At 65.4% G+C, this 14,527-nt stretch carries 14 protein-coding genes; 4 read left to right on the forward strand and 10 right to left on the reverse strand.

Going from position 1 to position 14,527, the window contains the following annotated elements:
* Window positions 1–52: 52 nt before the first annotated feature.
* The 7 genes from C6A82_RS18975 to C6A82_RS19005 are packed head-to-tail and all read right to left on the reverse strand — an operon-like array spanning window position 53 to window position 5,885.
* Complete coding sequence (locus tag C6A82_RS18975) at window positions 53–1,588, reverse strand: acyl-CoA synthetase (RefSeq protein ID WP_105349410.1); 1,536 nt, start codon at window positions 1,586–1,588, stop codon at window positions 53–55.
* Window positions 1,589–2,458 carry an enoyl-CoA hydratase-related protein gene (locus C6A82_RS18980; RefSeq protein ID WP_105349409.1) on the reverse strand — a complete coding sequence of 290 codons (870 nt, stop codon included), beginning with the start codon at window positions 2,456–2,458 and terminating at the stop codon, window positions 1,589–1,591.
* Window positions 2,459–2,474: 16 nt separating this feature from the next.
* A complete protein-coding gene (locus tag C6A82_RS18985) occupies window positions 2,475–2,711 on the reverse strand; it encodes a biotin/lipoyl-containing protein (protein ID WP_105349433.1) in 237 nt (78 codons plus the stop codon).
* The gene (locus C6A82_RS18990) at window positions 2,704–3,702 is read right to left on the reverse strand and encodes an alpha-ketoacid dehydrogenase subunit beta (RefSeq protein ID WP_105349408.1); all 999 of its coding nucleotides are present in this window, start codon (window positions 3,700–3,702) and stop codon (window positions 2,704–2,706) included. The genes C6A82_RS18985 and C6A82_RS18990 overlap by 8 nt, the downstream gene beginning before the upstream one ends.
* A gap of 8 nt (window positions 3,703–3,710) precedes the next feature.
* On the reverse strand, window positions 3,711–4,691 hold the full coding sequence (locus C6A82_RS18995; RefSeq protein ID WP_105349407.1) for a thiamine pyrophosphate-dependent dehydrogenase E1 component subunit alpha: 981 nt from the start codon (window positions 4,689–4,691) through the stop codon (window positions 3,711–3,713).
* A complete protein-coding gene (locus tag C6A82_RS19000) occupies window positions 4,688–5,008 on the reverse strand; it encodes a DUF4286 family protein (RefSeq protein ID WP_105349406.1) in 321 nt (106 codons plus the stop codon). The genes C6A82_RS18995 and C6A82_RS19000 overlap by 4 nt, the downstream gene beginning before the upstream one ends.
* Before the next feature lie 10 nt (window positions 5,009–5,018).
* Window positions 5,019–5,885 carry a mycofactocin-coupled SDR family oxidoreductase gene (locus tag C6A82_RS19005; RefSeq protein ID WP_105349405.1) on the reverse strand — a complete coding sequence of 289 codons (867 nt, stop codon included), beginning with the start codon at window positions 5,883–5,885 and terminating at the stop codon, window positions 5,019–5,021.
* A 124-nt stretch (window positions 5,886–6,009) separates the two neighbouring features.
* Here C6A82_RS19005 and C6A82_RS19010 point away from each other — a divergent pair, with 124 nt between their 5' ends.
* The 4 genes from C6A82_RS19010 to C6A82_RS19025 are packed head-to-tail and all read left to right on the forward strand — an operon-like array spanning window position 6,010 to window position 10,325.
* A complete protein-coding gene (locus C6A82_RS19010) occupies window positions 6,010–7,167 on the forward strand; it encodes an acyl-CoA dehydrogenase family protein (protein ID WP_105349404.1) in 1,158 nt (385 codons plus the stop codon).
* A complete protein-coding gene (locus tag C6A82_RS19015; RefSeq protein WP_105349403.1) occupies window positions 7,164–8,252 on the forward strand; it encodes an acyl-CoA dehydrogenase family protein in 1,089 nt (362 codons plus the stop codon). The genes C6A82_RS19010 and C6A82_RS19015 overlap by 4 nt, the downstream gene beginning before the upstream one ends.
* The gene (locus C6A82_RS19020) at window positions 8,249–9,469 is read left to right on the forward strand and encodes a CaiB/BaiF CoA-transferase family protein (protein WP_105349402.1); all 1,221 of its coding nucleotides are present in this window, start codon (window positions 8,249–8,251) and stop codon (window positions 9,467–9,469) included. The genes C6A82_RS19015 and C6A82_RS19020 overlap by 4 nt, the downstream gene beginning before the upstream one ends.
* A 13-nt stretch (window positions 9,470–9,482) precedes the next feature.
* Window positions 9,483–10,325, forward strand: a complete 843-nt coding sequence (locus C6A82_RS19025; RefSeq protein ID WP_199193995.1) for an enoyl-CoA hydratase/isomerase family protein — start codon at window positions 9,483–9,485, stop codon at window positions 10,323–10,325.
* Here C6A82_RS19025 and C6A82_RS19030 read toward each other — a convergent pair.
* The 3 genes from C6A82_RS19030 to C6A82_RS19040 all read right to left on the reverse strand — a co-directional run bounded on the left by C6A82_RS19030 (window position 10,322) and on the right by C6A82_RS19040 (window position 14,509).
* On the reverse strand, window positions 10,322–11,980 hold the full coding sequence (locus C6A82_RS19030; protein WP_105349401.1) for an FAD-binding protein: 1,659 nt from the start codon (window positions 11,978–11,980) through the stop codon (window positions 10,322–10,324). The genes C6A82_RS19025 and C6A82_RS19030 overlap by 4 nt on opposite strands.
* Window positions 11,977–13,338, reverse strand: a complete 1,362-nt coding sequence (locus tag C6A82_RS19035; RefSeq protein WP_105349431.1) for a Rieske 2Fe-2S domain-containing protein — start codon at window positions 13,336–13,338, stop codon at window positions 11,977–11,979. The genes C6A82_RS19030 and C6A82_RS19035 overlap by 4 nt, the downstream gene beginning before the upstream one ends.
* A gap of 106 nt (window positions 13,339–13,444) precedes the next feature.
* A complete protein-coding gene (locus C6A82_RS19040; protein WP_105349400.1) occupies window positions 13,445–14,509 on the reverse strand; it encodes an amidohydrolase family protein in 1,065 nt (354 codons plus the stop codon).
* Between the last annotated feature and the right edge of the window lie 18 nt (window positions 14,510–14,527).

Consider the following 14,527-nt stretch of genomic DNA (forward strand, 5'->3'; position numbering starts at 1 on the left):
GCGCGATCTACCCGCACTTTTTCGCCCAAGTGTCGGTTTGGGCGAAAGAGAATCACAGTATGCGGGATTCGCGGCCCTGCCAGTAGCGGTCGCGGATACGCCGCTTGTAGAGCTTTCCGTTCGGGTCCCTCGGCAGTTCGGCATCGAATTCGACGGTGCGGGGGCATTTGTAGTTGGCGAGGTTCGCACGGCAGTACTCGATGAGTTCGGCCTCCAGATCGGGTCCGGTGGCCACCCCGTCGACCGGTTGCACGACGGCCTTGACCTCCTCGCCGAATTCGTCGTTCGGTACCCCGAACACCGCCGCGTCGACAAGCTTCGGATGCATGACGAGAAGGTTCTCGGCCTCCTGCGGATAGATGTTGACACCGCCCGAGACGATCATGAACGTGGAGCGGTCGGTGAGGTACAGGTAGCCGTCCTTGTCGACGTAACCCATGTCTCCCAGCGAGCGCCAGCCGCGGTCGTTGGACACCGATGCCGTCTTCGCGGGGTCCTTGAAGTACTCGAACGCCGGGCCGCCCTCGAAGTACAACTCGCCGGGCTCCCCTGCAGGCAGTTCGGCGCCGTCCTCGCCGACGACGTGCACCGGGCTGAAGGGCTTGCCGACGGAACCCGGATGCGCGAGCCACTCGTCGGGGCCGATGATCGTGCCCGCGAATCCCTCCGTGCCTCCGTAATATTCGTGGATGATAGGGCCGAACCAGTCCATCATTCGACGTTTGACGTCGACCGGGCACGGCGCCGCCGCGTGGATGACGCACCGCAGGCTCGACACGTCATACTTCTCGCGCACGGCCGCGGGCAGCTTGAGCATTCGCACGAACATGGTCGGCACGAACTGCGCGTGCGTGACGCGATGCTCTGCGATCATCCGCAACACGGTTTCGGCGTCGAACTTCGCCATCATGACCGAGGCGGCCCCGACCCGGTGCACGGCCATCGTGTAGTTGATTCCCGCGGCGTGGTAGAGCGGAGCAGGCGAGAGGTACACGCTCTCAGGTGTCATGTCGTACCGCTGGCCGAGCGAGTACTCCAGCACCTTCTGTGCCCACGAACCCTGACCGTCCTCGGGTAACGGTCGCCGAACAGCCTTGGGTCGCCCGGTGGTTCCCGACGAGTAGAGCATCTCCGATCCGTCCGAGATCTCGGGTGCAGCGCCGGTCTCGGCCAGGACGTTCTCGTACCGCCGCCACCCCGCTAGTGCTCCGCCGACGACGATGTGGACCTCGACACCGCCGTTGACTTCGGCGATCCGGCTCCCGAGTTCTGCCATCGACGCGTCGATGAATACGGCCTTGGCGTCGGAGTCGTCGACAACGTAGGCCACGTCGTGCGGCGTGAAGTGGGTGTTCACCGCGCTGTAGTACAGGCCGGAAAGTTGGCAGCCCCAGGTGATCTCGAAGAACTCGGGGCGATTCGGTAGCACCAGGGCGACGCCGTCACCACGTCGCAACCCCGCCGAGTGCAGCAGGGCCGCGACGCGCTGACTCCGTCCGTACAACTCGCCGTAGGTGATCGTCGGGCCGTCGGCGACGATCAGGGCGGGTGCGCCCGGATTTCCGTCCGCGTGGTCTGCGACGTTCACCTACGTGGCAGAACCATTCTCGGATGCGGACGCGGCCGCTTGGCGCTTGGCCATCTCGGACGGCAGCACCTTGTCCTTGAACACCCGCTGGATCAGTTCCTGCACGTCTTTGCTGATCGATGCTAGCGCAACGAGGTCGTTGGAGCTCTGCCAGTGCACCCGCATGCCCATCAGCTCCCACGCCCGCTTGAGATTGGCCTTGGTGAGCATCAGCGTCGTCAACGGGGCTTGCGCAATGTGACGGGCGATCGCGTCGACGCGCGCGTCGAGATCCTCGCGCTTGACCACCTCGTTGACGAGGCCCACTTCGAGGGCCTTCTTGGCGTCGATCACCTCGGCGGTGAAGAGATAGTAGGCGGCGCGGCGCCAGTTCATGAACACCCATGGCTCGATGGAACATTCGCCCGACGGCATACCGAAGCCCTGCAGTGGTGGGTAGGAGAAGTACGCATCATCAGAAGCGATCACGATGTCGGTGGTCAGCCCCATATGTGTGCCGCCGCCCACGCAGTAGCCGTGCACCTGCGCGATGGTCGGTTTGGAGAACTCCCACAGGTTCAGCGTCGGCTTGACGAACAAATCCGACTGCGCCTTCCATGGGTGCCCGGTGACCATGGCGTTCTCCACGAACGCCGGGTAGTCGGTCGCGTTGTCGCCGATGGCATGTCCCGAGCAGAACCCCTTGCCGTTGGCCTTGAGAACCAGCACCTTGATGTCGTAATCCCGATCCGCGTCCAGCAGCGCCGCGTCGACCTCCTCGGCGAGCTTCTGGTCTTGCGCGTTTGCCTTCTCAGGCCAGTTCAACGTGATCTTCGCGATAGGCCCATCCTTCTGGTAGATGATTCTTTCGCGGGTCTCGTTGAGATCCATCCGTCGTCCTCCTTGGTTATGACGTGATGACGCCGATTTCGGCGCCGATGTCGTAGGTGGTCCCGACCGTGCCCGTCCACTGCACGGTGCCCGACGCGCCGGCTTCGATTTCCTGTTCCACCTTCTCCGTGGCGATCGTGTAGATCGGGGTGCCCTCCTGCACATGCTCGCCCGCTTGGACCAGGAATTCGGTCAGTTCGGCCTCCGAGACGGCGACAGAAACCCGCGGAATGCGGATGATGAAGTCAGCCACCGGCATCCGCCCTGTCGAACGCACGCTGTGTGGCGTCGACGATGCGCGCCGCCGACGGATAGATCTGGGCTTCCAGGGCTGCCGCGGCCGGAGTCGGTATGAACCTCGCCGCCACACGTTCGATCGGAGCGGCGAGATCACCGAAGCATTCGGCCTGCAGGACGGCAACGATCTCGGCGCCGGGCCCCGCGAATTGGACGGCGTCGTGCACGACCACCGCGCGCCCGGTGCGTCGCACCGACTCGACCATGGTGTCCACGTCGAGCGGCACAAGCGTGCGCAGGTCGATGACTTCCGCGCTGATGCCCTGTTCCTCCAGTGTCTTCGCGGCGGCGAGCGACTCCAGCACACTGCGGCCGTAGCTGATCAGCGTGACGTCCGAGCCGGGGCGCTTGACGTCGGCCTGGCCGAGCGGGATCCGGAAGCCGGGATCGGTTGGCACCAAACCCTTCTGGGCTTGCAGCCGGATCGTCTCGACGAACAGGCACGGATCCTCGTCGAAGATCGCCGACGCCAACAGGCCCTTACCGTCGCGGGGGGTGGACGGCACGATCACCTTCATTCCCGGGATGTGCATGAACCAGGCTTCCAGCGTCTGCGAGTGCGTCGCACCTGTCGCCAGACCGCCGTAGACCTGGGTGCGCACGGTAATGGGCGCGGTCGTGCGGCCCGCGGTCATGAATCGCAGCTTGGCGGCGTTGTTGATCAGCTGGTCGGCGGCGATACCGATGAAGTCCATGATCATGATCTCGGCTACCGGCAGCATCCCGTCGATCGCGGCGCCGATCGCAGCGCCGACGATGGCCGCTTCGGAGATCGGAGTGTCCAGCACGCGGTCGTGGCCGTACTTCGTCGACAGCCCGGCGGTGGGGCCGGAAGCGCCGGGATCGGCGATGTCCTCGCCGAGCAGAAAGACCCGGTCGTCGGCGGCCATCGCCTGATCGAGCGCGAGGTTGAGCGCTTCGCGCATCGACATTTCTTTCTCGTCCATGGCCTTCCTCAGACGGGGAACTTGATCGGGGTGGCGTACACGTCCTTTTCGAGCTCGTCGAGGTTCGGCGGCGGCGCGGCGAGGACCTTACGCAACGCCTCCTCGACCGCGGTCAATGCACCCTCGTCGATGCCATTGAGCTCGTCATCGGAGGCCACGCCGCCGTCGATGAGGCTGCGGCGGAACGCGGGCACCGGATCGGCGGCCATCGCCGCCTCCAGCTGCTCTTTCGGGATATACGGCATCCGATCGCCGAAGTAGTGACCGCGAAAACGGAACGTCACACATTCGATGAAGGTCGGCCCAGCGCCGCTGCGCGCCTTGCCAATCGCCTCGGCGAGCGCGTCGACGACCGCCAGCGGATCGTTGCCGTCGACGCGGACGCCGGGCATTCCGTAGCCGGCCGCCCGGTCGGCGACCTGCTCGAGTTTCATGGTGTCGGCGGTGGGGGTCATCTCGGCGTACAGATTGTTCTGGCAGAGAAAGACGATCGGAAGGTCCCACAGCGCGGCCATGTTCGCCGCCTCGTGAAACGATCCGGTGTTAGTCGCGCCGTCGCCGAAGCTGACCACCGTGACCCGGTCCAACCCCTTGCGCTTGGCGGACATCGCGAGCCCGACGCCGACCGGCGGGCCCGCGCCGACGATGCCCGTCGACAGCATCACGCCCTTGTCCGGTTTGGCGATGTGCATGGTGCCGCCCTTGCCGCGGCTGGCGCCCACGGTGCGGCCCATCATCTCGCCGTAGATCTCCTCCAGCGGAACGCCTTTGCCGATCAGATCGTGTAGTCCGCGATAGGTGGTCACCAGCTGGTCGTCATCGCGCAGGGTCACACCCATCGCCGCGGCGATGGCCTCCTGCCCCCGCGACGGCCAGTACACACACATGAACTCCCCGGTGCCGATGCCCTTCGACAGCCGGTCGTCGGCGGCCTTCATCAAGACCATCAACTCATAGATGCGTTTCTTGGTCGCGGGCGACGGGGTCATTTCGGGTATGACCCGATCTCGCGGTAGACCTTCGGAACCGGAGGCGTCTCCATGTTGAGCAGTTCCAACGACGACATCTTGCCGCTCCTGCCGAGCTCGCCGAGGCGATCGACGACCGCGTCGAGGTCGTCGCACTCGAGTTCGTAGATGGCGATGAACGGTCCCTCGCCGTTGGTCGGTGCGAACCGGCGAGCGGAGATGATGCCGTCGACCGAACAGATCTCAGCGAGGTGAGTGTCGTTGTACCACTTGTGATAGTCGTCCTCGCGGTCCGGTGACACCGGCCTGGTTTCCAGGTAGATGATTCCTCTGGCCATGTCCGCCCCCCTAAACGCCTGCCCACGGCTTGATCTTGAGGAAGCCTCCGGCGTCAACGCGCAACTGTTGTCCGGTCACGTAGCGCGCCGCGTCGCTGGCGAGAAACAAAACCGCCTCACTGATGTCTTCGGGCTCGACGTACGGAATCGGGAAGCCCTGGATCACCGGGAAGACGACTTCCGCGTCCTCGCGGGTCGGGTTCTGCAGGTCGGGCCGGAACGCGCGATACATCGGCGGACTGTGCAGCATGTCGGTGTTCACGTTGGTCGGATGAATGGCATTGACTCGGATCTGCTCGCGGCCGAGCGCATTCGCGAGATCGTTGACGTAGTGTGCGACAACCTGTTTGGCGAACGCGTAGCCCGCCCCACCGGGACCACCGTCCATTCCCGCGGTGTTGACCGCGGTGGCCATGAACGCGGCGACCGAACCGGTCGCGATGATGGACGCGCCCGCGGTCAGATGCTTCATGCTGGCGTGCACCAGGTTCATGACCCCGACGAGGTCGACATCCACGGCGTCGACGAACGCCTGCGGCGGCAGTCCGGCGGTCAGCGGGCAGATGCCCGCGTTGGCGACGACGATGTCGAGCTTTCCGAAGTCGGTGACGCCGCGGTCGATCGCGGCAGAAAGCGCCACGCGGTCGCGGACGTCGGCGATCTCGGCGTGAACCCGCCTGCCTTCCTTCTCCACCAACCGCACGGTCTCGTCGAGGTCCTCCGGCCTCGCGAGCGGATACTCGTTCGTCTCGATGTCCTCGCAGATGTCGACGGCGATGATGTCGGCACCTTCAGCGGCGAGCAGCTGCGCATGCGATCGGCCCTGACCCCTGGCGGCTCCGCTGATCAGCGCCACCTTGCCGTCGACTCTGCCCATCGCCGCCCTCCTTCTCGACCGGCACCGCACGCGAGCCCGCCGGATCCCTCGAGTCACTTAACGGAAATCGCTATACTACCTAAAATTATAAAGATGCCAATCGGCCCGATCTGGACAGGACAGCGTGGACTTCTCATATCCGGCGGAGGTGGAGCAGTTCCGCAAGGAGCTGCGCACGTGGCTGTCGGCCAATATGACCGAGGACGTGAAGGAGGCCGACCGGCACCGCGGACGTGACCCCGACGCCTTCGACACGCTGCGCGCGTGGGACGCCGCGGTGGCCGACGCGGGCTGGGGTGCGGTGTCCTGGCCGGACGAATACGGCGGCCGCGGCGCGACGGTCCTCGAGCAACTTGTCTACGCCGAGGAAACGACACGCGCGCGAGCTCCTATGCCGCTCAACGTGATCGGCATGAACAACATCGCGCCCGCGATCATGCACTACGGCACCGATACGCAGAAGCGCACGCTGCTCCCGCGCATGGTGCGTGCCGACGACATCTGGTGCCAAGGCATGTCGGAGCCCGAGGCCGGCTCCGATCTGGCGTCACTGCGCACGCGCGCAATTCGCGACGGCGACGATTTCGTGGTCAACGGTCAGAAGATCTGGACGTCACTCGGACACCGCGCCGATTGGTGTCAGCTGTATGTGCGCACCGACGCCGAGGCACCCAAGCACAAAGGCATCTCCTGCCTCATCGTGGACATGCGGCTGCCCGGCATCGAAGCTCGCCCGCTGGTCACGCTCAACGGCGCGGCCGATTTCGCCGAGGTGTTCTTCAACGATGTGCGAGTGCCCGCCGACGCCCTGCTCGGTCCGCTCGACGCGGGATGGCAGGTCGCCACCACCACGCTCAGCCATGAACGCGCGGGTGCGGCGCGGCTGTACGCGCAGGTCGAGGTCCAGTTGACCGACCTCGTCGCCGATCTCGCGGGACACGCCGTCGACGGCAGGCCGGTACTGGAGGACCGCGCCACCTTGCGCAGGCTCGGCGAGCTCGCAGTCCGGATCAACTATCTCGAGCTCCTGTGCAAGCGATCCATCTCGGCGACCCTGCACGGCGGCGACGCGCTCGGGTCGGCGAGCCTGGCCAAGAGCGTTTGGGCCGAGCTCGGTCAGGATCTCGCGGCGCTGGCGTACGACGTCCTCGGCTCGGATCCCTCTGGTCAGCGATGGATCGACCGTCGGCTGTCGTCCCGCTCGTTGACGATCGCGGGCGGCACGACGCAGATCAACAAGGGCATCACCGCCACCCGCGTCCTCGGGTTGCCGCGCAAATGAATCTCGAACTCACCGACGAGCAGCTCGCGCTGCGCGACACCGTGCGGCAGTACCTCGCCGAGAAGGCAAGTGTGCCAGGACATGTACGCCCCATGCTCGATGACCCGACGGGCAGCACCGACGATGTCTGGCACGGGCTGGCGAGGCTGGGCGCGACGGGTGTGCTCGTCCCCCACGAGCACGGGGGCGCGGGCATGACGATGGTGGACGCCGGCGTCGTCGCCGAGGAGCTGGGCGCGGCGCTGTACCCCGGGCCGTGGTTGTCGAGTGCCGTCGCCGCAACCCGTGCGCTGACGCGGACCGGCGCCGGCGGCGAGCTGCTGGCCGGAATCGCCGACGGTACAGTCGTCGCCACGGTCGGCGGGGTGACCGGGTCGCGGCCTTCTGCCGATCGTAGGACTCTGCACGGCGAGCTGACTGCCGTGCCTGATGTCGCCGCGGCGACGGTCTTGTTGGTGTTCGCAGACGGGGCGGACGGCCCCGCACTCTATTCCGTCGACCCCGCCTCGCGCGGTGTCACCGTGTCGGCACGAGCCCACGTCGACCCGACGCGAAAGCTGTTCGACGTCACGCTCGACGGCGTGGCCGCGCGCCGGTTGGCCGATGCACCCGCCGATGCGGTCGAAGCGCTCGTCGACGACATCCTCATCGCCCTGGCCGCCGATGCGGTCGGTGTCGCGAACGCGGTGATGCAGCTGGCCGTCGATTACGCAAAGGTGCGAAAGCAATTCGACCAGCCGATCGGCAGCTTTCAGGCCGTCCAGCATCTGTGCGTCGACATGTACGAGTCGGTCGAACTCGCTCGCAGCGGCGTCATCCACGCGTTGTGGGCGGCCGACTGCGCCGAGCCGGCCGAGCGACACCTCGCCGCGATACGCGCCAAAGCCTTCGCGGGCCGGCTGGCCGCCGTCGGAGACACCGCGATCCAGGTGTTCGGCGGCATCGGCTTCACCTGGGAGCACGACGCCCACCTGTATCTCAAGCGCCTGCTCGGCTGGAGCGCTTTGTTCGGCCCACCCGACCGCTACCTGGAAGAGGTCGGCGCGATTCTCGCCAGTCAACTCGACCGAAAGGTATTGCTATGAGCCAGGTTCTGAGCGGCGTACGTGTCGTCGAGCTCGCCTCGTGGACCTACGTGCCGTCTGCGGGTGCCGCGCTGGCCGATTGGGGCGCCGACGTCATCAAGGTGGAGGACGTCAACGCGGGTGACCCGGGACGCGCACTGGTGATCGGCGGCTTCACCCGCCAGAACGCCCGCGCCGACGTCGACTTCATTCTCGAGATCGGCAACCGCGGCAAACGCAGCGTCGGCATCGACATCAAGACCGACACGGGCCGCGAGCTGTTCGGTCGGCTGCTGGCCACCGCCGATGTGTTCCTGACCAACTGGCGTCCCGGCGCGCTGGAGCGGGCACGGCTGACGGTCGACGACATCCGCTCGTTCAATCCGAACATCATCATCGCCCGCGGCACCGGCGCCGGTGTACGCGGACCGGACCGCGAGAAGGGCGGCTTCGACGCCGCGACCTACCTGTCGCGCGGCGGAGTGTCCTACACCATGACACCGTTCGGCACCGAGACGCCCGCCGTGCAGGGGCCGGGGTTCGGCGACCTGCAGGGCGGGATCACACTCGCAGGCGGTGTCTGCGCCGCACTGTTCCGCCGCGAACGCACCGGCGAGCCGTCCGTCGTCGATTCGTCATTGCTGGCCCAGGCGATGTGGACGATCGCCCCGTCGATCTCGGTCGCCGACCTGTTCGGCATCGACGGGATCCCCGGTGCACCACCGGGACTGGCGATCAACCCGCTGGTGAATCGCTACAAGACCCGCGATGGCAGGTGGCTGCAGATGGTGTTCCTGCAGCCGGACCGGTTCTGGGCGGGATTCTGCGAGCGGATCGGCCTGCCCGAGCTGGCCACCGACGAGCGCTTCGTCCCGTCGAGCAATCTCATCGCCAATGCCGAGGAGGCGTGCAAGCTCGTCGGCGAGAGGCTCGCCAGCGAGGATCTCGATTACTGGCGCGAGGCACTTGCCGACGAGCCGGGGGTGTGGGCGGCGCTGGCGACGCCGAAGGAGACGCTCAACGACCCGCAGGTGATTCCGAACGGCTACGTCATCCCCAACGTCGACGACCACGGTGTCGAGTATCAGATCGTCGCCGCACCAGTACAATTCGACGAGACACCTCCGCGTGCGGCCCGTGCTCCAGAACATGGACAGCACACCGAGGAGATCCTGCTGGAGCTCGACCTCGACTGGGATGACATCTCGGCGGCCAAGGACAGCGGCGCGATTCTGTAGAGGAGGTACGCCAATGACGTTGGAGCGGCGCGAGCTGGAGTCGGTGATCTATGAGCGTGAGCCGCCGATCGCCCGGATCATCCTCAACCGTCCGGACAAGGCGAACACGAAGGATGCCAGTCTGGTGCAGGAAGTCGACGCCTGCCTTCGTGAAGCCGACCGCGACAAAGGAATCAAGGTCGTGATTCTCAAGGCGAACGGCAAGGGCTTCTGCGGCGGTCACGTCGCCAGGTGGGGACCCGACGAGAATCCCTACCCCGACTTCGGCGACACGTTCGAGGATCTGTACAAGGGCACGGCCGACCTGTTCCTGTGGCCGACGTTGTACCTGTGGGAGTTCCCCAAGCCGACAATCAGCCAGATCCACGGCTATTGCATGGGCGGTGGAATCTATCTCGGGCTCCTGACGGATTTCTGCGTCGCGTCCGAGGATGCGTACTTCCAAATGCCGCTTGCGCAGAGCCTCGGCGAGCCCGGCGGACACACGATGATCGAACCGTGGTTGCTGATGAACTGGCACCGCACGATGGACTGGCTGCTCCTGGCCCCGACGCTGTCCGCACAGGAGGCGCTGGAATGGGGTCTGCTCAACAAGGTCGTGCCGCGCGATGAGCTCGAGGACACCGTCGAGGAGATGGCACGAAAGGTCTCCCAGATCCCGCTCACCACGCTGATGGCGGTGAAGAGCAACGTCAAGCGTGCCTATGAGCTGATGGGTATGCGCGTGCACCTGCAGATGAGCCACGTCATGACGAACATGGTCGGGGCGGCGTCGGATGTTCAGGAGCGGCGAGCCGAGCTCATCCAGTCAGGCTTGAAGCCAAAGGATTTCATCGAGCGCGAGCAGGAAACCTAGCGAGCCGCGGCGTGCAGCGCGGCCACATAGCCGAACACCATTGTGTTGGCGATGCTGCCACCCGCGCCCAGATAGTTACGTCCCATCACGGTCGCGGTGATGTTGCCCGTCGCATAAAGGCCGTCGATCACCTCGTCGCGTTCGTTGAGCACCTGAGCGTGCTCATTGGTGATCAGCCCACCGCAGGTGCCGACATCGGCGGGAAACACGCGCGTCGCGTAGTACGGCGCCTTGTCGAGCGGACCGACCGCCGCATTGGGCTTGAACCCAGGATCGCCAAGGCAGTGGTTGTAGGCCGACTGACCCCGGCCGAAATCGGGATCCTGTCCCTGCAACGCAAACTCGTTGAAACGCTTGACCGTTTCCTCCAGCGCATCGGGTGAGACATCGATCTGTCGCGCGAGGTCGGCAACCGTCTCGGCACGCTTGACGGCACCCTGCTCGATCAGCGCCGGAGACAGCGTGCGCTTCTTCAGCGGGTTGGCACCCGAGACGTACCGGCTCACGTAACCCTCGTCGAAGACCTGCCAGCACGGCACCGCCTTGTTCGCATACATCGCCTTGCCGACCTCGACGTAGGAATTCGACTCGTTGCAAAACCGCTTGCCCGACCCGTCGACGTAGATCGCACCCGGGCGCTGCCGTCCCGAACCGAGTGAGGCGGCGCCGGGGTCCGCGAGGAAAACCATCGGCAGCCACCACGCCTCGTCCAGCAGGTCGGTCTTGGCGCCCAGGTTCATCGCAGTCTGCAGCACCTCCCCTGTGTCGCCGGCGTTTGCTATCGACCAGCTCCCGTCGTTGGGCTGGTCACCGCTGTACCGGCGACGCATATCGGCGTTACGGCTGAAGCCGCCCGCCGCAAGCAGAACTCCTTTGCGCGCCTGCACATTCACCGGCGAGCCGTTGTGGGTGATCCGGGCACCCGCCACCCGGCCGTTCTCGACGATGAGGTCCTCCATCGCGGCGTTCGTCCACACCGGCGGTTCGCCCGTTGCATCGATCAGCACCTCGAGGATCTGGCCGATCATGGACGCACCGTTGGTCATCAGGTCGCGTCGCCGGAGCTTGGCGAGGTGGGTCCGCAGGAACACCCGCATCGCCACGGCGAACGCGCGCGGCGACCGGTTGAAGTACTGCACCGAGCGCAGCTCGTTGGTCTTGACCACGAACCCGTAGTTCTTGGCCATCGAGGGTTGGACTTTGTCGCTCCACACACCGAGCGCAGCCGAGTCCCATGGAATTCCCTCTACGGATCTGCCTGCCGAGTTGCCGCCCTTGTGGTCCGGGTAGTAGTCGCTCCAGCCCGGGCAGCGAACCATCCGAACACCTTCACGCAGCAGGAAGTCGATCATCTGGTAGCCGGCGGTGAGGAAGGTCTCGCGCCGGGCGGGCGACGATGCCTCACCGATGTCACCGACGACGGCGTCGAAGTAGGCCAGCCCGTCCTCGTGTGAATCCGCAATGCCGTCAGCGCGCATCAGCGGGTTGTCCGGTAGCCACACCATGCCGCCCGACATTCCGGTGGAACCGCCTAGCAGGTCCTGCTTTTCGACAACCAGCGGCTCGATTCCGGCGTCGACGGCGGCCAGCGCGGCGACCATTCCGCCGCCGCCGCTGCCCGCGATCAGCAGGTCGACAGATTTGTCCCAGTTCATGAGGCGGGAACCGTCTCGGTAAGACCGAGGTCGGCGACGGGTACGTCGATGGTCGTGTTCGTCTTCTGAATCGCAGGCACCAGCCGCTCATACGGCAGACCGGCGAGAAAGCCGTCGATGACCCGCTCGTAATTGGAGATCAGCCCTTCGATGCGGTCGGAAAGCCGCATGTATTCGAAGCCCTTGGCGTGCAGCCCTTTCTGCTGCTTGGGCAGATTCGAGAAGTCCTGCGCAGGAATCATCGGCCAACTCGGGTCATCAGGTGCCAGCGGCTCCGGCGCGGTCGGCTTACCTTGCGATTGGTCGTTCGGGTAGCGGGTCAGTGACCACACCTCGAACAACGTCTGCTCGGGCCCGAGCGGGCGGATCCGGTAGGAGGACGCGCTGCTGTACTGGGGCAGAAGGAAGTAGTGCGGGAAGCAGAAGCCGATGGGCTCGAGCACACCGCGCCGCTCGAGGTCGTTGAGGTCGGGAAAGTCGCAGCCTCGCGCACGGTGCCACGTGGTGACGGCATCGTTGACCGCGCACCGCCAGATTCCCATCGCCTCGGTCGGATCGTTCGGCAGCGACATGTTCTGCAGCCCCTCGGCGATGCGCACATCGTTCTCGTGGGTCATGCCGGCCATTCCGGAGCCGAGGGTCCGCATGAAGTACAGGCTCGTCTCGATCAGCGGGTGCACCCCCGAAGCTTCCGGGTGGTGCGACGAGGGAAGCAGTTGCGGATGAGTCTGGGGCACGTGGTAGCCCTCCATGAACGCCGCCGTCGCCAGCTTCCAGTTCACCGGCAGCAGGCAGGATTTCCACCACTCCACGCGCAGGGCCGAGACTTTCCATTCGTCGTGTTTGGAGGCGAAGGGTTCGACGCAGTCGCGCAGCGGCGGAGCATCGTCATCGAGGTTGATCCATGCGCAGCCGCCCCACAGCTCGCATCGCACCGAAGCAAGCGCGAGATCCTCCGCACCCAAATTGCTTTCGTCGAACTCCTCGGACCGCAGGACGAATGTGCTCCTACCGTCGAGGCCCCAGCACCATCCGTGGAACGGGCACACCAGATTACGCCGAGACCCGCTGCCTTCCACCAGTTTCATGCCGCGGTGGCGACAGGAGTTGTAATAGGCGCGCACAGTGGATGCGTCGACCCGGACCACGACGACCGACTGATCGAGAATCTCGTACTCGACGAAGTCGCCGGGTTTCGGGATCTCCTCCAACCGGCATGCCATCTGCCAGACGCGGGGCCAGAAGAGCTCTGACTCCAGCGCATAGAACTCCGGGTCGTAGTAGCGCTGCTTCGGGATCCTGTCCACGGACTGAACCGCCCACGGCACCGGAAGTGGCGTCCAGTCCGTCTTGGCCAATCTGCTCACCCCTCATCGGCAGTCCGGCCTCTAAAATAGCAAAAATAGCGAGACGGGCGAAGGGGGGCGGCATCCAGGCATGCTCGGGGTGCCGGTCACGTGGTGACTAGTTGAGGCCGTAGAAGCGTTGCGCGTTCAGCCCGCCGATCTTCGCGCGCGTGTCCTCGGTGATGTCGGGTCGCGTTCGCAGATGCTTCGTGCTCTCCGGCCATTCGCCGTCCCAGTGCGGATAGTCGCTGGCGAACATGATGAAGTCGTCGCCAAGGACGTCGATGACGCCCGGGAGAATGGGTTCCTCGGGCTCGCACGTCGCCCAGATGTTGCCCGCCTCCAGATACTCCTGCGGATCGCGTTGCCAGCCGCCTTCGATCCAGTCGCCACGCTTCTCGAAGTGCTCATGCAGCCGGTCGATGAAGAACGGCACCCAGCCCACACCCGCTTCGAGGAACGCCACCCGGAGTTCGGGGTGGCGATCGAAAACACCCCCTGATACCAGTGCGGTCATCGCCGTCATCTGGTCGAACGGAAAGCTGATGCAGTGCACCTGAATGTAGTTGGTAAACCGGTCGACGCCGATTTTCGGTAGATGCACGCCCGGTGCGCCGTGGATCCCGAGCGGCATTTCCAGTTCGACCGCCGCCGCATAAAACGGGTCGAGGTCAGGATGGTCGAGGTTGCGCATTCTCAGTGCGGGTGGGACGTGGGTGGCGACCAGCCCGAGATCCTTGGCCTCACGCATGATGTCGACAGCCACTTCGCCGTGCTCGATCGGGGTGACGGCTATACCGTGCAGACGGCCGCCCGATGATCCGCAGTAGTCCGCGATCCACTCGTTGTAGAGCCGCGCGAAGCCCGCGGCGAACTCGGGGTCTTCGAGCGTCGGCGTGCAGAGCCCGAGGCTTGGATAGAGCACCATCGTGTCGATCTGGTCGCGGTCGGCGTCGCCAAGGACACCCTCGGCCGACCGGCAGTTGATGCCCTCCGCAGCGGAGATGCCGTGTTGTGTCGGGCAGCCCGCGCCGGGCCCGCTGGATTCCGGATAGTTGCGGCCCTCGATCACCAGGCCGGGCGAGTCGGTCCGCACGACTATGTGGTTCGGCCAGCGCCGCAAAGCCTCGAGCGCCAACGATGCCCCTTCGGCGACGTGTCCGTCAGCGTCGATGATCCGCATCTTTGTAAAGATACGACC

The sequence above is a fragment of the Mycobacterium sp. ITM-2016-00318 genome (assembly GCF_002968285.2).
In the GTDB taxonomy this organism is placed as follows: Bacteria; Actinomycetota; Actinomycetes; order Mycobacteriales; family Mycobacteriaceae; genus Mycobacterium.

Coding starts and splice junctions, on each gene's coding strand:
- C6A82_RS19040 (WP_105349400.1), bottom strand. CDS start 14,509: ATGCGGATCATCGACGCTGACGGACACGTCGCCGAAGGGGCATCGTTG.
- C6A82_RS18990 (WP_105349408.1), bottom strand. CDS start 3,702: ATGGACGAGAAAGAAATGTCGATGCGCGAAGCGCTCAACCTCGCGCTC.
- C6A82_RS18995 (WP_105349407.1), bottom strand. CDS start 4,691: ATGACCCCGTCGCCCGCGACCAAGAAACGCATCTATGAGTTGATGGTC.
- C6A82_RS19005 (WP_105349405.1), bottom strand. CDS start 5,885: ATGGGCAGAGTCGACGGCAAGGTGGCGCTGATCAGCGGAGCCGCCAGG.
- C6A82_RS18980 (WP_105349409.1), bottom strand. CDS start 2,458: ATGGATCTCAACGAGACCCGCGAAAGAATCATCTACCAGAAGGATGGG.
- C6A82_RS19030 (WP_105349401.1), bottom strand. CDS start 11,980: ATGAACTGGGACAAATCTGTCGACCTGCTGATCGCGGGCAGCGGCGGC.
- C6A82_RS19015 (WP_105349403.1), top strand. CDS start 7,164: ATGAATCTCGAACTCACCGACGAGCAGCTCGCGCTGCGCGACACCGTG.
- C6A82_RS19020 (WP_105349402.1), top strand. CDS start 8,249: ATGAGCCAGGTTCTGAGCGGCGTACGTGTCGTCGAGCTCGCCTCGTGG.
- C6A82_RS19000 (WP_105349406.1), bottom strand. CDS start 5,008: ATGGCCAGAGGAATCATCTACCTGGAAACCAGGCCGGTGTCACCGGAC.
- C6A82_RS19025 (WP_199193995.1), top strand. CDS start 9,483: ATGACGTTGGAGCGGCGCGAGCTGGAGTCGGTGATCTATGAGCGTGAG.